Here is a 17,775-nt window from a genome sequence, read left to right as displayed (position 1 = left end):
GGGACAATCACCCGCGTGACCTCGACGAACCTGAAGATCACCATCAGCGGCGCGACCGGCTCGGCCGCCCCGTACGAACAGCTGCGCGCGCAGATCGCCGACCGCGCCCGGTCGGGGCGGCTGCCGGCGGGCTTCAAACTGCCGACCGTGCGGGGGCTGGCGGAGGAGCTGGGGCTGGCCGCGAACACGGTCGCGAAGGCGTACCGGGCGCTGGAGGCGGACGGGGTGATCGAGACGCGGGGGCGGAACGGGACGTTCGTCGCGGCGGCGGGGGAGGGGGCGTCCCGCGAGGCCGCCGCCGCCGCGCAGGCCTTCGCGGAACGGGCGCACCGGCTGGGCCTGACGGAACCCGAGGCCGTGGCCGCCGCCGCGGACGCCCTCCGGGCCCGGTACGCCGCCGGCGGCTGACCGGGGCCCCGCCCCGACCCCGCGCCTCAAACGCCGGCGGGGCTGGACTTGGCTGGCGTCAGTCTGCGCGTGCGCGTAGCGCAACCCTGAGCGCGGGCGGGCCGGCTTGCCCACAGGGCAATTTCAGCCCCGCCGGCGTTTGAGGCGCGGGTTCGGGCGGGGCCCGGGTGGCTCGGCGCCGCCGCCGGGTCCCCAGCCGGACCGGTGGCTAGAGGTAGAGGCCGGCCTCCGTATGTGCCTGTGGTGGGAGGACGGCGGCCGGGCCCGTGCCGCGGCGGAGGGCGAACAGTTCCGCCAGGGTGGCGCCCTCGCGGGAGACGCCCTCGTCCGTGCCCAGCCAGTCCACCGCCTCCCGGTGGGTCAGCCGGCCGACCTCGATGCGGGCCAGGCAGCGCCCCGGCCGGACCACCGCCGGGTGGAGGCGTTCGAGGTCCTCGTTCGTCGTGACACCCACCAGCACGTTGCGGCCCTGGCCCAGCAGCCCGTCCGTCAGGTTGAGGAGACGGGACAGCGCCTGCCCGGCGGTGTGCCGCGCCTCGCCGCGGATCAGCTCGTCGCAGTCCTCCAGCAGCAGCAGCCGCCAGCGGCCCTTCGCCGTGCCCTCCTCCTCGCCGATCGCGATGTCCATCAGGTAACCCACGTCGTTGAACAGCCGCTCCGGGTCCAGGACGCAGTCCACCTGGCACCAGTCCCGCCAGGACCGGGCAAGGGTGCGCAGCGCGGAGGTCTTGCCCGTGCCGGGCGGCCCGTGCAGGAGGAGCAGACGGCCCGCGATGTCGTCCGGGGTCACCTTCATCAGCCGGTCCATCGCCCCGGCCACCGGAGCCGTGTAGTTGGGCCGCACCTCGTCCCAGGTCCCGGCCGCGATCTGGCGGGTCGTCCGGTACGGGCCGCGCCGCGGCGAGACGTACCAGAAGCCCATCGTGACGTTCTCCGGCTGCGGTTCGGGGTCGTCCTGCACCCCCTCCGTGGCCTCGCCGAGCACCCGCTCCGCGAGCTCGTCGCTGACCGCCGTCACCGTGACGTCCGCGCCCCGGCTCCAGCGGGAGACGAGCATGGTCCAGCCCTCGCCCTCGGCGAGGGTGGCGCTGCGGTCGCTGTCGCGCGCCGAGCGCAACACCGTGGCCTGGGGCGGCAGCAGGCTGACGCCCGCCTTGACCCGGTCGATGGACACGCTGTGCGAGTACGGCTGCTCGCCGGACGCGAACCGGCCGAGGAACAGCGCGTCGACTACATCCGACGGCGAGTCGCTGTCGTCGACGTTGAGCCGGATCGGCAGCGCGTCATGCGGGTTGGCTGGCATGGCGCCCATGATCCGGCACACCGTGCCCTCGTGCACCCGTGTTTCGCCGGATCGGGTGTCCCGGTTCCTCCTTCAAACGCATTGCGCGTGAAGATTCCGGGCCCAACTCTGCCCCGAATATTCTTGGCATGAACACTTCCAGCCAGTCTCGGCTCCTTGTACCACGGACTCAGCAGTAACTCAGGAGTAACCCCCACAAGGAGCCGCACCCCCATGAGCATGAGACTGACGCGCTTCGCCGCTCTCGCCTCCTCCGTCTTACTCGCCGCCGGCGCCGCCCTGTTCGGTGCCGGCCAGGCGGCCGCCGCCCAGGCCGACTTCGGCTACGTCGCCCTCGGCGACTCGTACTCCTCCGGCGTCGGCGCCGGCAACTACGACAGCGGCAGCGGCGACTGCAAGCGCACCACCCGCGCCTACCCCGCCCTGTGGGCCGCGGCCCATTCCCCGCAGACCTTCTCCTTCGCCGCCTGTTCGGGCGCTCGTACGGGTGACGTCCTCGCCAATCAGCTCGGCCCGCTGAACTCCGGCACCGACCTGGTGTCCATCACCATCGGCGGCAACGACGCCGGCTTCGCCGACGTCATGACGACCTGTGTGCTCCAGTCCGAGTCCACCTGCGTCAACCGCGTCAACCAGGCCAAGGCGTACGTCGACTCCACCCTCCCCGGCCAGCTCGACCAGGTCTACAACGCCATAGACAGCCGCTCGCCCAACGCCCGCGTCGTCGTCCTCGGCTATCCCCGCTTCTACAAGCTGAACGGCACCTGCGTCGCCGGCCTGACCGAGGGCGAGCGCTCCGCCATCAACGGCGCCGCCGACTACCTGAACGCCGCCATAGCCAAGCGCGCCGCCGACCACGGCTTCACCTTCGCCTCGGTCGCCGGCGCCTTCACGGGCCACGAGATCTGCTCCGGCGCCGCGTGGCTGCACAGCGTCAACTGGCTCAACATCGGGGAGTCCTACCACCCCACCGCCGCCGGACAGTCCGGCGGCTACCTGCCCGTCTTCACGAACGCGGCCTGATCGGGCCCCGCCGTCGGCGGGGTCGGTGACGCGCTCGTGCCGGGGGAGGAGGCCCCGCCCGTCGGGGTCGGGGTCTCCTTCTCGCACGTCACGGAGGTCCCCACCCACGCGGTGGTGACCTCCGCCGGCCCCCGCACCTCCAGCCGGACCGCGTCCTCGAAGGCCGCGTCCGGCACGTGCGTGAGCTCGGTGTGCTCCAGCCGCCGGCTCCTGGGCCCGGCCGCCTCGTACGTGACGGACTGCCAGCCGGGGCCGGAGGTCCTCCCGCTCCGCGTGGCCCAGCGGTACTCCAGCACCACCGGGACCCGCTCCACCTCGACGGTGGCGGTGAAGGCGGGCGCGCGCCCCGCGAGCGGCGGGCAACTGCCGGTGTAGGAGGTCCGTACGGCGTCGACGTAGACCGAAACGTGCTGCTGCCCCGGCGTGGCCGAGGCGGACGCCGAAGCCGAGGCCGACGCGGACGGGCGCGCCGAGGGGGTCGTGGTCACCGACTGGGCGGTCGTCGCGGAACCGCTCGGGCCGCCGCTCCCGGAGCCCTTGCCCTCGCGGTCCTTCAGCAGCAGCCACCCCAGCGCGACCAGCGCCAGCAGCAGCACCACGATCCCGGCGGTCAGCACCAGTCCAGCCGCACCGCCCCGGCGCGGGGCGGGCCCGGGCTGCGAGACCGGTCCCGGCACGGGCGGCGTGGGCTCCCCGTACGGCGCCCCCGCCCCACCGCGCCCGTGGTCGTGCCGGTGCTCCTGCGCGGTGGCCGTGGGCGAGTCGGGCCCCGACACCGCCCCGCCGTAGGCCCGTACGTCCCCGCCCGCACCCACCACCCGCAGCATCCGGGCCGCCTCCGCCGCCGGCAGCCGCTCGGCCGGGTCCTTCCGCAGCAGCCCCTCCAGTACGGGCTCCAGCGGCCCGGCGCGCCGCGGCGCGGGCGGTTCCCCGTCCACCACGGCCCGCAGCGTGTCCAGCGGGTTCTCCTGCCGGAAGGGCGAAACCCCCTCGACGGCCGCGTACAGCATGACCCCGAGCGACCACAGATCCGACTCGGGCCCCGGATCGCGCCCCAACGCCCGCTCCGGAGCCAGGAATTCGGGAGATCCGACCACCTCGCCCGTCATGGTGATCGCCGACGAGCCCTCCAGGCTCGCGATCCCGAAGTCGCTCAGCACCACCCGGCCGTCGTTGGCGATGAGCACGTTCCCGGGTTTGACGTCGCGGTGCAGCACCCCCGAGTCGTGCGCGGAGCGCAGCGCCGTCAGCACCTGCTCGCCGATGTGCGCGGCCCGCTGCGGGGTCAGCGGCCCCTCGGCCTCCAGTACGTCGGCCAGCGAGAGCCCGCGCACCAGCTCCATCACGATCCACGGCCGTCCGCCCTCGGAGGCCACGTCGTAGACCGTGACGACCCCGCGGTGCGAGACCCGGGCCGCCGCCCAGGCCTCCCGCTCCAGCCGCCGGTACATCCGCTGGAGTTCCGCGGGCTCCATTCCGGCCGGGGCCCGTACCTCCTTGACGGCGACCTCGCGGGCCAGCACCTCGTCCCGGGCCCGCCACACGACGCCCATCCCGCCGCGGCCGAGGGGTTCCAGGAGCCGGTACCGGCCCGAGATGACACGATCGGAGCCCGATACCCCGCCCGCACCCGCCACGTTTTCCGTCACGCGAGCCCCCCATGTGTGTGCGCATGCGCCCATGTGTCACCAGGTGATCACTTCAAGTTAGCGCAGAGCGGGATAAGTGGCCCCTGCCGTGACGCGACTCGTACGGAGAGTCCCAACTCCGCCGCTTTTGTGCGGAGAGTGACGATTGACTCCGCTGAGTAATCGTCAACTCCCCGTCGCCACAGGGGTAATTCACACCACCGGGATACCCGGGCGCGGCGCGGGGGCGATAGGGTTAACCTGCCCGGGCCGGGTGCCCTCGTACGGGTGGGGAGAGAACATGGAACAGATAGCAATGCGCAGCAGGCCGCCCCGCGTGCCTGCCATCAACTGCGGCAGCGGTGCGACCAGCTCGCGCCTCGACCGTCACCTCGCCGTGCTGGGCGGTCCCGCCGTCCCGCACCGGGAGACCGCCGAGGCGACCCTGCTGATGCGCGAGCTCACCTCCCGCGACCACACGCACCGCCTGCGGAGCCGGAGCGCGCGCGTCTCGCTCTTCGCGCCGCTGCGCCGCCTGCGTCGCACGCTCTTCGGCAGCCGCCGCTCGTAACCGTCCCCGTACCGAGGCCTTCCGGCCCCGGTACCAGCCCCGGCTCCCCGGCCCTTACGCGATCACACCGTCCCGGCGAAGCTCCGAGATCTGCGCTCCCGTCATCCCCAGGGCGCGCAGCAGGGGTTCGGTGTGCTCACCCAGCGCGGGCACCGCACCCATGTGCGGTGCCGCGCCGCCCGGCAGTCCGATCGGCGGCAACAACGCCCGCAGCGGACCGGCCGGCGATCCCACCTCCCGCCAGCGGTCCCGGGCGGCCAGCTGCGGATGCGCGGCCAGCTGGGCCACCGAGTTCAGCCGGGCGCAGGCGATGCCCGCCGCCTCCAGCCGCCCGATCGCCTCGTCCGCGCCCAGCCGGCCCAGCGCCTCCGCCACCACCGCGTCGGTCTTCTCCCGGTTGGCGGTGCGTGCCGTGTTCGTCGCGTACGCCGGGTCAGCCGCCAACTCGGGGTGATCCAGCACCTGTTCGGCCAGGCGCTGCCATTCCCGGTCGTTCTGCACCGACAGCAGCACCCGGTCCCCGTCGGCCGTCGGGTAGGCGTCGTAGGGTGCGATCACCGCGTGCGCGAGGCCGGTGCGCACCGGCTGTTCGCCGCCGTGCATCGTGTGGTGCAGCGGATGCCCCATCCACTCGGCGAGCGCGTCCAGCATGGACACCTCCACCCTGCCCCCGCGCCCGGTGACCCCGCGGCGCAGCAGGGCGGCGAGCACCCCCGAGAAGGCGTACATGGCGGCCGCGATGTCGGCGGCCGGGATCCCCGCCTTGACGGGCCGCTCCGGGGTGCCGGTCACCGAGACCAGCCCCGCCTCGCACTGCACGAGCATGTCGTAGGCGCGCTTGTGGGCGTACGGGCCCTCCGCGCCGTAGCCCGAGACGTCCACGGCGACCAGCCGCGGGTAACGCGCGCACAGCGCGGCCGAGTCCAGCCCGAGCCGGGCGGCGGCCCCCTGCGCGAGGTTCTGGACGAAGACGTCGGCGCCGTCCAGCAGGCCGTGCAGGACCTCCCGGCCCCGCGGGTCCTTCAGGTCGAGCGCGATCGACTCCTTGCCGCGGTTGGCCCACACGAAGTGCGAGGCGAGGCCCTGCGCGGTGGTGTCGTAGGCGCGCGCGAAGTCGCCGCCGTCGGGGCGCTCGACCTTGACCACCCGGGCGCCGAGGTCGGCGAGCTGGCGGGTGGCGAAGGGGGCCGAGACGGCCTGTTCGACGGCGACGACGGTGATGCCGGCGAGGGGGAGCGGTTCGGTAGCCATGGAGCCCTGCCTACCTGGTCGGACCATGATCTGTCACCCATGCGGACCGAAAGGATCCGCCGAGATCCGCCGCGATCCGCCGAGATCCTCCGGATCGGCCCCGATCAGCCCCGGCCCCGCGCGAACCTGCGCGTGGCGAGCGGCACGAAGGCGGCGAGGAGGACCAGCGACCAGAGCAGCGCCCCGGCGACCGGGTGCGCGGCGGGCCAGGCGGCGCCCGCCGCGGGCTCGGCACCCGCGTTCCCGCACAGCTCCCGGACGGCGGTCGCGACCGCGCTGATCGGGTTCCACTCCGCGACCGTACGCAGCCACCCGGGCAGTCCGGCGGTCGGCAGGTAGGCGCTGGAGAGCATCGGCAGCACGAAGGTGGCGCTGCCGAGCTGGCCCGCCGCCTCCTCGCTCGCGCTCACCAGGCCGAGGTACGTGCCCACCCACGCGGAGGCGAAGCGGAACAGCATCAGCACACCGAGCGCCCCCAGCGCTCCGGGCGGGCCGGTCTCGATCCGCCAGCCCATAGCCAGCCCCACCAGCATCAGCGGCACCAGGGACACCGCGGTGGTGAGCAGGTCGGCGGCGGTCTGCCCCAGCGGTACGGCGCTGCGGCTCATCGGCAGGGTCCGGAAGCGGTCCATCACCCCGCGATGGGCGTCCTGCGAAGCCGTGAACATGCCGGTCATCAGCCCGTTCGCGGCGGTCGCGGCGAGCAGTCCGGGGACCAGGAACTCCCGGTACTCGGCGCCCGGCATGGCGAGCGCGCTGCCGAAGACGTAGCCGAAGAACAGCAACATCGTGATCGGCATGGTCTGCGTGAGGATCAGCAGCGCCGGGGCGTGCCGGGCCTTCTGGAGCTGGCGGGTGAGGACGGCTCCGCCGTCGGACAGCAGGGTGCTCATGCCGCGTTCTCCTTCTCGGCGGGGGCCACGGCCGTGCGGGTGAGGCGCAGGAACACCTCGTCGAGGGTGGGCGGGCGCAGGCTCGCGTCGGTGACCGGGACCCCGGCCGTGTCGAGCGCGCGGATGATCCGGGGCAGGGTGAGCGCGGTGTCGAGCACGGTCACGCCGACCGTGAGGCGCTCCTCGTCGAGCACCGGCCGGCCCCCGGTGAGCCGGTCCAGTACGGCGGCGGCGCCGGCGAGGGCCTCGTGCGCGCCGACCGAGACCTCGGCGCGGGCGCCGATCCGGGCCTTCAGTTCGGCCGGGGTGCCGGTGGCGGCGGCCCGGCCGCGGTCGACGACCACGATGTCGTCGGCGAGCCGGTCGGCCTCCTCCAGGTACTGCGTGGTCAGCAGCACGGTGGTGCCTTCGTTCGCGAGGTCCCCGACCGCCGTCCAGATCTGCTCGCGGGCCGCCGGATCCAGGCCGGTGGTGGGCTCGTCGAGGAAGAGCACGCGGGGCCGGGTGATCAGCCCGGCGGCCAGGTCCAGCCGCCGCTTCATCCCGCCCGACCAGGTGGCGGCCACCCGGTCGGCGGCCTCGCCGAGCCCGAAGCGCTCCAGCAGCCCGTCGGCGCGGGCCCGGACCGCGGAGCCGCGCAGTCCGGCGAGGCGGGCGAAGAGGCGGAGGTTCTCACGGCCGGTCAGATCCCCGTCGACGGAGGCGTACTGGCCGGTGGCCCCGATGGCGCGGCGCACCACCGCGGGTTCGCGTGTGACGTCGTGGCCGGCGACGAGGGCCCGGCCGCCGGTGGGCGCGGTGAGGGTGGTGAGGATCCGGACGGCGGTGGTCTTGCCGGCGCCGTTGGGGCCGAGGAGTCCGCAGACCGTGCCCTCGGGCACGGCGAGGTCGAGGCCGCGCAGGGCGTGGACCTCCCCGTAGCTCTTCTCCAAACCCTCACTAAGTACAGCGTACGTAGTTGTCATGTGCGGCACCCTACCCCACTACGTACGGCGTACGTAACTAAGATGGGGGCGAGACGGACGAGGTGATGTGAGCGATGGCAGCCGGTGGGCGACCCGCTGAACCCGAAGTGATCTGGGCCCGCCCCCCGCGGGCCGGCCGTGGCCCCCGGCCCGCGCACAGCCGCGAGTCGATCGCCGCCGAGGCGGTGCGGATCGCGGACGCGGAGGGGATCGAGGCCGTCTCCATGCGGCGCGTGGCGGCCGGGATCGGCGCCGGGACGATGTCCCTGTACAACTACGTGCCGCGCAAGGAGGACCTGTACGAGCTGATGGTCGACGCGGTCAGCGGTGAGTACGAGTTCACCGCGCCGACCGGCGACTGGCGGGCCGACCTGCTCGCGCTGGCCCGCCAGACCCGGGCGCTCATGCACCGGCACCCGTGGCTGCCCCGGCTGCTCAGTCCGGTGTACGGCTTCGGCCCCAACGCCCTGCGGTACCTGGAGCACAGCCTGGAATGCCTGGCCCCGCTGGATGCGGCCGGGCAGGAGAAGCTGGAGCTCGTCGCGGCCGTCAACGGCACGGTGGCGACGTACGTGGCGGGGGAGCTGGCGCTCGCCGAGCGGGCCCGGTCGCTGCCCTGGAGCGAGGCCGCCGAACAGCGCGTACGGACGGCCTGGCTCGGCTCGCGGCTGGCCACGGGGGAGTACCCGCTGCTGGCCGGGGTCCTCGCGGGGGCCGTCGATCCGGTGCCCGGGGCGGGGCTGGACCTGGCCGCCGTGTTCGAGCGGACGGTGTCGCGGCTGCTGGGGGCGTGGGCCACGCAGGCTCCGTAGCCCCGTGCTTTCCGTCAGAGCAGGGCGAACTGGCCGCCCGGGCCCTCCTCCTGGTGGTCCAGCACCGAGGCCGGGCGCCTGGCCCAGCCCGGCGGCGGCAGTACCCCGGCCGTGCGCAGCTCGCCGACGGACAGGGCGGGGCCCGGCTCGAAGGCGGCCCGTTCCGGGGCCAGATCGGCCAGCAGCGCCAGGGTCGTGACCAGCGCCAGCAGCTCCGAGGTCCAGCTCTGCGGCCACTCGACCGGACCCAGCGCCTCCAACCCGTCCGCGTCCGGTTCGCGGTGCGCGCCGCGGGCGGCGAACCAGGCCTCCAGCACCCGCACCCCCTGGACCTCGTACTCCCAGGCGCCGGCCGGCACGGGGGACACGGTCCCGCCGCCGAAGCCCAGCGTCTCGCTCTCGGCCTCGTACGTCACCTCGCGCGGCCACGCCACGACCGCCGAGCGGACGTACGGGCGCCGCCCGCCGGGCAGTCGGGGCGCCTCGCCGCCGCGGGCTCCGCGCAGCCGGACGGTGAGCAGCCGGTGGCCCAGCTCCAGGCCGGCCCGCCAGCGCCCGGGGTCGGCGGTGAGCGGGACCTCGTACCCGCGCGGCCCGGGGCGGCCGGCCGCGAGGATCCAGCACAGCACGTCCTCGGGGGTGGCCCAGCCGCCGTACCGCTCGCCCAGCAGGGGCAGCAGGCCCGGGGCCAGGTTCGGCTCGGCGCCGCCGGGGCGCCGGTGCAGCGGACGGATCCGGCCGAGCCGGCCGGCCGGGAGGTGCGCGGTGACCAGCAGGCTGGGGGCCGGGGTTTCGACGACGAACAGCTGGTGCTCGTCCCGGACCCGCCACAGCTCGGGGCGGGCCATGTCGATCAGCCGCTGGTCGGGCAGCAGCCACTGCTCGTCGAAGGGGTCGCGCAGCACCCGTACGGGGTCGGGGCAGGGGCCGGGCTCGTCGGCGAAGCGGGCCGTGGCGGCCGAGCGCTGGCCCGGCAGCGCGGCCGCGCCGGCGGCGGGCGTGCGGCTGCGGCTCGGGCGGAACAGCCGCTCCCGCTCGGCCCCTTCGGTGGCGGTCAGCGCGGCCCAGCGGGCGCGCAGGGTCGCCGGATCGGGTGCGGCCACCCAGTCCCGGCCCAGGCGCAGGCCGCCCACGGCCCAGGGCATCAGATCGTCCAGCAGTGGTACGTCTTCGCTCACGCCGCCGATGGTAGCGACGGCGCCGGTGGCCGGGCTGCGTCCAGGCCGAAGCGCTACGCTCCTTATGTACGCATACATGCCGTATCGACCGAGGAGACGGTCATGAGTCAGTACGACGAATACTCGACTCCGTCGCAGGCCGAGGGCGAGCGCCTCGACGACGACCTGGACGAGAAGCAGAAGGCGCAGCGGCACCCCCAGACGATGCGGACCACGCCTTCGCAGGCGGAGGGCGAGCGCACCAAGGACGACGACGAGCGGTAGGCCCGGTCCTTCCGTCGGCCCGTCGGTGCCTTGGGGCGTCAGTGCGCGTCGACCGTCACCGTGAAGGAGAACCGGTCGCCGCGGTAGCGGATGCGCGCCACGTCCACCACCCGGCCGTCCTCGTCGTAGGTCACGCCCGTGTAGTGCAGGATCGGGCTGAGCAGGGGCACCTGGAGCAGCTCGGCCGTCTCCGGGTCGGCAAGCCGTGCCTCCACCGTGTCCGTGATGCGGCTGATGCGCACCCCGACGACGTCCCGCAGCACCTTCGTCATCGGCCACCGTTCGAGATCGGCCAGCTCCACCGCCTCGGCGAACTCCGGGAGGACCGCGTTCTCCACCCAGTTGGTCGGCTCCCCGCTCTCGCGGTCGTGGCGCAGCCGGCGGTAGGTGACCACCTCGGGCGTGTCCGGGAAGTGCTCCAGCAGCTCCCCGGACACCGCCGTCCGCCCGTGGCCGAGAATCGTCGTACGGTCGCCCGACTGCTGGGCCACGATCGCGTCGACCGAGCCCAGCAGCCGGACCGGTGCGCTGCGCCGCGCACCCGGTTCGATGAAGGTGCCGCGCCGCCGGTGCCGGCTGATCAGGCCCTCGCCCTCCAGCTCCTTGAGCGCCTGCCGCATGGTCAGCACGCTCACCCCGTAGTGCTCGGCGAGCTGCTCCTCGGTGGGCAGGCGCAGCGAGGCGTCCGGGGTGCGCCCGAGTATCGAGGCGCGCAGCGACTGTGACACCTGGTACCAGAGCGGCAGCTTCCGGTTCAGCACCAGAGAGTCGGGGGCGAAGGCGGTCACGGGTGGTTCTCCGTACGGCTGGACGGGGGCGGCGTGCTGCGCATATTAGGCGCGGAAGTGGCGCTGGAGACCCTGCCAGACGTCGTCGTATCCGCGCTGGAGGTGCTCCGCGCCGGCCGCCTGGGCGGTGGCGGTGATCGGCCAGCGGGTCTCGAACATGAAGGCCAGGCCGTCGTCGATCTTCTGCGGCTTCAGCTCGGCGGCGCTCGCCCGGTCGAAGGTCTCCCGGTCGGGGCCGTGCGCGGACATCATGTTGTGGAGCGAGCCGCCGCCGGGGACGAAGCCCTCGGCCTTGGCGTCGTAGGCGCCCTCGATCAGGCCCATGTACTCGCTCATCACGTTGCGGTGGAAGTAGGGCGGGCGGAAGGTGTCCTCGCCGACCAGCCAGCGCGGGGCGAAGACCACGAAGTCCACGCCCGCGAGGCCGGGTGTGTCGGAGGGCGAGGTCAGCACGGTGAAGATCGACGGGTCGGGGTGGTCGTAGCTGATCGAGCCCAGGACGTTGAAACGGCGCAGGTCGTAGACGTACGGGGTGTGCGTGCCGTGCCAGGCGACCACGTCGAGCGGGGAGTGGTCGTAGGTGGCCGCCCAGAGGTTGCCGCAGAACTTGTTGACCACCTCGGTCGGGCGCTCGACGTCCTCGTACGCGGCGGCCGGGGCCCGGAAGTCCCGGGCGGCGGCGAGTCCGTTGGCGCCGATCGGGCCCAGGTTCGGCAGCTCGAAGGGCTGGCCGTAGTTCTCGCAGACGTAGCCGCGGGCGCCGTCCTCCAGGAGCTCGACGCGGAAGCGCACGCCGCGGGGGACCAGGGCCACCTCGCCGGGCCGGGCGGCGAGCAGGCCGAACTCGGTGCGCAGGAGCAGGCCGCCGCGCTCGGGGACGATCAGCAGCTCGCCGTCGGAGTCGCTGAACACCCGGTCGGTCATGTCGGCGTTGGCGGCGTAGAGGTGGATGGCCATGCCGGTGCGCTGGGCGGCGTCGCCGTTGCCGCCGAGGGTCCACAGGCCGGCCAGGAAGTCGGTGCCGGGCGCCGGGTCGGGCAGCGGGTTCCAGCGCAGCCGGTTCGGGTCCGCGGCCGCCTCGGTGAAGGGCGCCGTGCGCAGGGCACCGTTGTCGATCCGGGTGAAGGCCGGGTGCGCCGCCGAGGGGCGGATCCGGTACAGCCAGGAGCGGCGGTTGTGGCTGCGCGGCTCGGTGAAGGCGCTGCCGCTGAGCTGCTCGGCGTAGAGGCCGAGCGGTGCGCGCTGGGGCGAGTTCCGGCCGTGCGGCAGCGCGCCGGGGACGGCCTCCGAGCTGTGCTCGTTGCCGAAGCCGGTGAGGTACTCCAGCCCCTCCGCCGTCTTCCTGGCCTGCTCGCTCATGTGCTGCTCCCGCTCCGTCGAAGGAATCCTATGGTTGACAGTAGGATTCCGCGGCCCGCGCGTCAACGGCGCATCGGGGCGGCGGGGGCGGGCGGAGGCCGGGGGAAGCGGATTCGCGCACGGGGGGATCCGAAAAGATGAACATTGCTCTACTCTCACGCGCATGTCGTGGACCCGCAGGTTCCCTGCCGTGCCGGCGGCTCTGCTCGCCGCCCTCCTCGCCCTCCTGTCCCTCTTCGCCGCCGCGCCCGCCGCGGTCGCCCACGAGGAGCGCCCCGTCACCCTCCCGGACGGCTCCGGCTCCGTGCCCGAGTACCGCGAGGCGGAGCCCGACCTCCTGGTCTGCAAGACCGACCGCCCCGCCTTCGAACGCCGGATATCCGGCTTCCCGGAGGAGCTGCGGCGGCGCAACCTCGCCCTGTACGAGCGCTGCGAGAAGAGCGGCTACCGCCACCTCCAGGAGGCCGTCGACGCCGTCGACCGGCCCGGGATGAACATCGCGATCCTCCCCGGCCTCTACGAGGAGGAGCCCTCACTGCCGAAGCCGACGGGGGAGTGCGCGCAGCTCAAGGCCCCCAACTCCTCGCTCGGCTACCAGATCCTCAGCTACGAGCAGCAGGTGGCCTGCCGGCACAACCAGAACCTCGTCGCCATCCTCGGCAAGACGAACCTCCAGATCGAGGGCACCGGCGCAGCCCGCACGGACGTCGTCATCGACGCCAAGTACCAGAAGCTGAACGCCATCCGCGCCGACAAGTCCAACGGCGTCTACTTCCGCAACTTCACCGCTCAGCGCACCACCTTCAACTCCCTGTACGTGCTGGCGGGCGACGGCTTCGTCATCGACGACGTACTGACCAGGTGGAACGACGAGTACGGCTTCCTGACCTTCGCCAGCGACCACGGGCTCTACAAGAACTGCGAGTCGTACGGGAACGGCGACTCCGGCATCTACCCGGGCAGCGCCTCCAACATCAACGACGGCCGCGGCTACGACGTCCCCCGCTACTCCATCGAGATCACCGGCTGCCGCAGCCACCACAACATGGTCGGCTACTCCGGCACCGCGGGCGACTCGGTGTGGGTGCACGACAACGAGTTCGACCAGAACATGGGCGGCGCCTCGATGGACAGCGCCTTCCCCGGGCACCCCGGACTCCCGCAGAACCACGCCAAGTTCGAGCGCAACCTCATCCATGACAACAACCAGGACTACTACGGCCACGTCGCCGACGGCACCTGCGCCAAGCCGCCGATCGAGCGCGGCTACGAGCGGGGCGTCGTCTGCCCGCAGATCTCCATGCCGCCGGGCACCGGCATCATCACCGCGGGCGGCAACTGGAACCTCTACGAGAACAACTGGGTGTACGGCCACCGCCGCGCGGGCTTCTTCCTCTCCGCGGTCCCCGCCTTCATCCGCGGCGAGGAGACGTGGTCCAAGCAGGCGGACACCTCCCACCACAACCGGTACGCCGGCAACGTGCTCGGCAAGGACAAGTCCGGCGCCGCCCGCCCCAACGGCATGGACGTGTGGTGGGACGGCCAGGGCCGCGGCAACTGCTGGCAGGACGGCCCCGACGGCTCCACCCCGGGCACGGTCCCGCAGTGCGGCGGTACGCGCGGCGACGTCTCGGGCGCCTCGGCCCGTATGGTCGGCGAACCGGTGAAGCTGGTCCAGCTCCTCGTCTGCGCCGACTACAACGTCCAGGCGCGCAAGCTCCCGGCCGGCTGTGACTGGTACGGCGCCCGGGGCCTGGAGCGGGTGGAGACCCAGATCGCCCTCGCGGTGGCCGGTGTCCTCCTCCTGGTCGGCGGCGTGCTGTGGTGGCGCCGCCTGCTCGGCTCCCGGCTGGGCACGGTCGCCTCGCTGCTGGGCCTGGCGGGCCTGGCCCTGGACGTGGCCGGCTCCACGACGGGCCTGCTCGCCACCGCCGTCCCGGCGCTGGCGCTCACCCTGCTGGGCCTGTGGTGGACGGGCGTGGGCCTGGCCCTGCGCCCCACCCGCCCCTGGCTGGCCCGCCTCACCCTGCTGCTGGCCGGGCTCACCCTGCTGGACGCCTTCGACAAGGCGATCCTGATGATCCCCTGGACCCCCCTGAGCCCCGCCTGGGTACGGGCCTTGGTGGCCGTGATCTGGATCCTGTGGGCGGTCGTAGCCTCGGCCCGCCCCGGCACCCCGGCCCGCCCCACCGGCCCGGGCGGCGACCCGGCAGGCGACCGCGCCCCAACCCCGCACCCGGCCGCGGCTCCGGCGGCGCCGACGGCGGCAGGGCAGCCGTGAGCGACCGGGCCGACGACCGCAGCCGGTGCGACGCCTGCGGGACGCCGCCCCGCCCGCGCCGCAGGCCCGGCAGGCCCGGTCGGCGGGCCCGCGCCGCGGCCCTGCTCGCGCTGGCCCTGCTGCTCGCGGGGGGAGCGGCGACGGGCTGTGGAGGGCGGGCCACCACCCACCACAAGCCCGGCACCAGCCACGAGCAGGCCTCCGGCAACGTGGGCACCCTGCTCACCACCGACGACGGCGCGGGCCACCGGCTCAGGGAAGTCCCCGCCGAGGGCGCGCCGGAGGTCCAGCTCACCGTCCGCCCGGACTCGGAGGACGGCTGGAACCTCCAACTGGCGGTGAAGAATTTCCGCTTCACCCCCGACAGCGCCGGCGGCGCCGCCCTCCCGGGCGCCGGCCACGCCCACCTGGAGCTCGACGGCCGCAAACTGGCCCGGCTGTACGGCCCCTGGTTCCACCTGCCCGCCGCGCAGGTGCCCGAGGGCACGCACACCCTGACCGTCCGCCTGTACGCGGACGACCACACCGCCTGGGCGGTGTCCGGCAAGCCCGTGGAAACCGCGGTCCCGCTGACCGCGGGCCCCCCGGGCCAGGCGTCCCACAGCCACCCCGCGCCGAACCCGACCGGCTCGGAGCCCTCGCAGGCTCCACCGGCCGACCGGACGGTCACCATCACCGTCCGGGACGGCAGGGTCAGCCCCGCCCCCGCCCGCACCGAGCTCAAGCGCGGCGAGCGCGTGGCCCTGCGCGTCACCAGCGACCGCGCGGACACCCTGCACGTCCACGGCTACGACAAGGAACTCGCCCTGCCGGCAGGCCAGGAGGCCACCCTGATCCTGACGGCCGACCGCACCGGCCTCTTCGAGGTCGAGACCCACGAGTCCGCCCTCGTCCTGACCCAGCTCCTCGTCCGATGACCCAGCCCGTGCCGGTGCCCCTCTCCGTGCCCCTGTCCCAGACCCTGCCGCCACCCGTGTCCCCGCAGGCTCCGGCCGGTGGCGGGGGAGGCCAGGGCGTGGTCCTCCACCTGGCCGATCCGCTCACCGCCCTCGCGCACGGGATCGGGTCCCAGCACGATCTGCCGATCTCTCCCTTCTACGCCTTCGCCGGGGCCTTCACCGCGCTCTTCGTCTCCTTCCTCGGACTCGCACTGCTCTGGTCCACCTCCCGCTTCCGCGGCGACCGCTCCGGGCTCGCCCTGCCCGCCGCCCTCCAGCGGGTGGCCGACGCGCCGGCCACCCGCACCGCCCTGCGCGGACTCGGGCTCGCCCTCGCGCTCGCCGTCCTGCTCCACCTCCTCCTCGGTCCCGACGACCCCGCGCACAACCCCGCTCCCGGCGCCGTCTACGTCCTGCTCTGGGTCGGACTCGTCCCCGCCTCCCTCCTCCTCGGCCCCGTATGGCGCCTGCTCAACCCGCTCCGCACCCTGCACCGCCTGCTCTCCCGGTCCCGGCGCCGCACCGACGCCGGCACCGGCGGCGGCCCTCACCGCCCCCTCCCCGCGCGGCTCGGCCAATGGCCCGCCGCCGCCGGGCTGTTCGGCTTCACCTGGCTCGAACTCGTCGCTCCCGATCCCGCATCCACCACCACCCTCCTCATCGCCCTCGCCACCTACACCGCCGCCCAGCTGCTGCTCGCCGCCCGCTTCGGCGAGCGCTGGTTCGACGACGGAGACGCCTTCGAGACGTACTCCGCGCTCCTCGCCCGGCTCTCCCCCCTCGGCCGCCGCAGCGACGGCCGCCTGGTGCTCCGTAACCCCTTCCACGGACTCGACGCGACGCCCGAGCGGCCCGGACTCGTCGCCACCGTCTGCGTCCTGCTCGGCTCCACCGCCTACGACGGCTTCTCCGACAACCCCTCGTGGATCAACGCCCTGCAGACCTCCCCCCTCGGCCGCACCCCCACGGCCACACTCGGACTCCTCGGTTCCATCGCCCTCGTCGCCACCCTCTACTGCCTGTGCGCCGCGGCCACCCGCCTCGTCAGCGGCCCGCACCCCGGACCGCTGACCGCCTTCGCGCACTCACTCGTACCGATATCGCTCGGCTATCTGATCGCCCACTACTTCTCCCTCCTGGTAACCGAAGTACCACGCACAGTAAGCATGGCACTCGGCACTGACAACGCCCCCGAACCCTTGGTGCCACTGGGCCCCGGGGCCCTCGCCGCCCTCCAGGTCATCGCCGTCGTCACCGGCCACGTGCTCGGCGTCGTCGCGGCCCACGACCGCTCCGTACGCCTCTTCCCGCCCGCCAGGGCGGTCGCCGGCCAGCTGCCGCTGCTCGCGCTGATGATCACTTACACGGTCGGCGGGCTCGGCCTCCTGCTGAACTGAGGCCGCCCCCGAGCCGAGAACCCCGGAGCGGCATGATGGACCCCGTGCCTCCCGCCCACTCCCTGCGTCGTACTCCGATCCAACAGCGCAGCGCCGACCGGCTCGCCCGGATCCTCGACGCCTGCGCCGAACTGCTCGACGAGACCGGATACGAGAACCTCAGCACCCGCGCCGTCGCCCTGCGCGCCGGAGTCCCGATCGGCTCGGTCTACCGCTTCTTCGGCAACAAGCGGGCCATGGCCATCGCCCTCGCCCACCGCAACCTGGACCGCTACGCCGACGGCATCGCGGACCGGCTCGCCGACCTCCCCGCCACCCACTGGCGGCCCGTCGTGGACGCCGTACTGGACGAGTACCTGGCCATGAAGCGCAGCGTCCCCGGCTTCGCGCTCGTCGACTTCGGCGTGCCCGCCCCGCCCGCCGAGGGCCCGGAGGCCGACCCCAACCACCTGGTCGCGGCCCGCCTCACCGAACTGCTCTGCGCCCACCTCGGCCTGACCCCCGACGCCAACCTCGCGCGGGCGGTCCTCGTCTCCGTCGAGGCCACCGACGCGCTGATCCAGCTGGCCTTCCGCGCCGACCCGACGGGCGACCCCGACATCGTCGCCGAGACCCGGGCGATGATGCACGCCTACCTGGCCCGCGTCCTGGACTGACCCAGGCGCCGGCCCCGGCCCGGCCCCCGGCCCCCGCCGCCGAACCCCGCCCCGCAGACC

At 73.9% G+C, this 17,775-nt stretch carries 17 protein-coding genes; 9 read left to right on the top strand and 8 right to left on the bottom strand.

Annotated features, from left to right (window positions below):
* Positions 1-15: 15 nt before the first annotated feature.
* On the top strand, positions 16-408 hold the full coding sequence (locus tag ACGFYU_RS12295) for a GntR family transcriptional regulator (protein ID WP_393827216.1): 393 nt from the start codon (positions 16-18) through the stop codon (positions 406-408).
* A gap of 208 nt (positions 409-616) precedes the next feature.
* Here the strand turns inward: ACGFYU_RS12295 and ACGFYU_RS12290 are convergent, their stop codons facing one another.
* On the bottom strand, positions 617-1,711 hold the full coding sequence (locus tag ACGFYU_RS12290; protein WP_393827215.1) for a DUF5925 domain-containing protein: 1,095 nt from the start codon (positions 1,709-1,711) through the stop codon (positions 617-619).
* A gap of 219 nt (positions 1,712-1,930) precedes the next feature.
* Here ACGFYU_RS12290 and ACGFYU_RS12285 point away from each other — a divergent pair, with 219 nt between their 5' ends.
* The gene (locus ACGFYU_RS12285; RefSeq protein WP_393827469.1) at positions 1,931-2,734 is read left to right on the top strand and encodes an SGNH/GDSL hydrolase family protein; all 804 of its coding nucleotides are present in this window, start codon (positions 1,931-1,933) and stop codon (positions 2,732-2,734) included.
* Here ACGFYU_RS12285 and ACGFYU_RS12280 read toward each other — a convergent pair.
* Positions 2,704-4,416, bottom strand: a complete 1,713-nt coding sequence (locus ACGFYU_RS12280) for a serine/threonine-protein kinase (protein WP_393827214.1) — start codon at positions 4,414-4,416, stop codon at positions 2,704-2,706. The genes ACGFYU_RS12285 and ACGFYU_RS12280 overlap by 31 nt on opposite strands.
* Positions 4,417-4,663: 247 nt before the next feature.
* On the opposite strand from ACGFYU_RS12280, the gene ACGFYU_RS12275 reads away from it, so the two are divergent.
* Positions 4,664-4,933 carry a hypothetical protein gene (locus ACGFYU_RS12275; protein WP_393827213.1) on the top strand — a complete coding sequence of 90 codons (270 nt, stop codon included), beginning with the start codon at positions 4,664-4,666 and terminating at the stop codon, positions 4,931-4,933.
* Between the two features lie 54 nt (positions 4,934-4,987).
* Here ACGFYU_RS12275 and ACGFYU_RS12270 read toward each other — a convergent pair whose 3' ends face one another.
* From ACGFYU_RS12270 to ACGFYU_RS12260, 3 genes are all read right to left on the bottom strand, one after another.
* The gene (locus tag ACGFYU_RS12270) at positions 4,988-6,184 is read right to left on the bottom strand and encodes a CaiB/BaiF CoA transferase family protein (RefSeq protein ID WP_393827212.1); all 1,197 of its coding nucleotides are present in this window, start codon (positions 6,182-6,184) and stop codon (positions 4,988-4,990) included.
* Positions 6,185-6,288: 104 nt separating this feature from the next.
* On the bottom strand, positions 6,289-7,077 hold the full coding sequence (locus tag ACGFYU_RS12265) for an ABC transporter permease (RefSeq protein WP_393827211.1): 789 nt from the start codon (positions 7,075-7,077) through the stop codon (positions 6,289-6,291).
* Positions 7,074-8,042 (bottom strand): ATP-binding cassette domain-containing protein, encoded by a 969-nt coding sequence (locus ACGFYU_RS12260; RefSeq protein ID WP_393827210.1) that lies wholly within the window; start codon positions 8,040-8,042, stop codon positions 7,074-7,076. The genes ACGFYU_RS12265 and ACGFYU_RS12260 overlap by 4 nt, the downstream gene beginning before the upstream one ends.
* 74 nt (positions 8,043-8,116) lie before the next feature.
* Here ACGFYU_RS12260 and ACGFYU_RS12255 point away from each other — a divergent pair, with 74 nt between their 5' ends.
* Positions 8,117-8,854 carry a TetR/AcrR family transcriptional regulator gene (locus tag ACGFYU_RS12255; RefSeq protein WP_393827209.1) on the top strand — a complete coding sequence of 246 codons (738 nt, stop codon included), beginning with the start codon at positions 8,117-8,119 and terminating at the stop codon, positions 8,852-8,854.
* A 14-nt stretch (positions 8,855-8,868) separates the two neighbouring features.
* Here ACGFYU_RS12255 and ACGFYU_RS12250 read toward each other — a convergent pair whose 3' ends face one another.
* Positions 8,869-10,110, bottom strand: a complete 1,242-nt coding sequence (locus tag ACGFYU_RS12250) for a type ISP restriction/modification enzyme (RefSeq protein WP_393827208.1) — start codon at positions 10,108-10,110, stop codon at positions 8,869-8,871.
* A gap of 24 nt (positions 10,111-10,134) precedes the next feature.
* On the opposite strand from ACGFYU_RS12250, the gene ACGFYU_RS12245 reads away from it, so the two are divergent.
* Entirely contained in the window at positions 10,135-10,296 is a 162-nt protein-coding gene (locus tag ACGFYU_RS12245) for a hypothetical protein (protein WP_393827207.1), read from the top strand.
* A 38-nt stretch (positions 10,297-10,334) separates the two neighbouring features.
* On the opposite strand, the gene ACGFYU_RS12240 is transcribed toward ACGFYU_RS12245, so the two are convergent.
* Entirely contained in the window at positions 10,335-11,084 is a 750-nt protein-coding gene (locus ACGFYU_RS12240; protein ID WP_393827206.1) for a GntR family transcriptional regulator, read from the bottom strand.
* A 45-nt stretch (positions 11,085-11,129) separates the two neighbouring features.
* A complete protein-coding gene (gene hmgA, locus ACGFYU_RS12235; RefSeq protein ID WP_393827205.1) occupies positions 11,130-12,443 on the bottom strand; it encodes a homogentisate 1,2-dioxygenase in 1,314 nt (437 codons plus the stop codon).
* A gap of 163 nt (positions 12,444-12,606) precedes the next feature.
* On the opposite strand from hmgA, the gene ACGFYU_RS12230 reads away from it, so the two are divergent.
* The 4 genes from ACGFYU_RS12230 (at position 12,607) to ACGFYU_RS12215 (ending at position 17,715) form a co-directional block, all read left to right on the top strand.
* Positions 12,607-14,724: a right-handed parallel beta-helix repeat-containing protein gene (locus ACGFYU_RS12230; RefSeq protein ID WP_393827204.1), complete on the top strand. Its 2,118-nt coding sequence runs from the start codon at positions 12,607-12,609 to the stop codon at positions 14,722-14,724.
* 101 nt (positions 14,725-14,825) lie between these two features.
* The gene (locus ACGFYU_RS12225; RefSeq protein WP_393827468.1) at positions 14,826-15,641 is read left to right on the top strand and encodes a hypothetical protein; all 816 of its coding nucleotides are present in this window, start codon (positions 14,826-14,828) and stop codon (positions 15,639-15,641) included.
* Positions 15,638-17,059 carry a hypothetical protein gene (locus tag ACGFYU_RS12220; RefSeq protein ID WP_393827203.1) on the top strand — a complete coding sequence of 474 codons (1,422 nt, stop codon included), beginning with the start codon at positions 15,638-15,640 and terminating at the stop codon, positions 17,057-17,059. Before ACGFYU_RS12225 ends, ACGFYU_RS12220 begins: the two co-directional genes overlap by 4 nt.
* Before the next feature lie 35 nt (positions 17,060-17,094).
* Positions 17,095-17,715: a TetR family transcriptional regulator gene (locus ACGFYU_RS12215; protein ID WP_393827467.1), complete on the top strand. Its 621-nt coding sequence runs from the start codon at positions 17,095-17,097 to the stop codon at positions 17,713-17,715.
* Positions 17,716-17,775 lie beyond the last annotated feature (60 nt).

The organism is Streptomyces sp. NPDC048337, from assembly GCF_043201175.1.
Lineage (GTDB): Bacteria > Actinomycetota > Actinomycetes > Streptomycetales > Streptomycetaceae > Streptomyces.
Note: the sequence above shows the minus strand (reverse complement) of the source record. Positions and strands in the feature narration are given on the sequence as shown.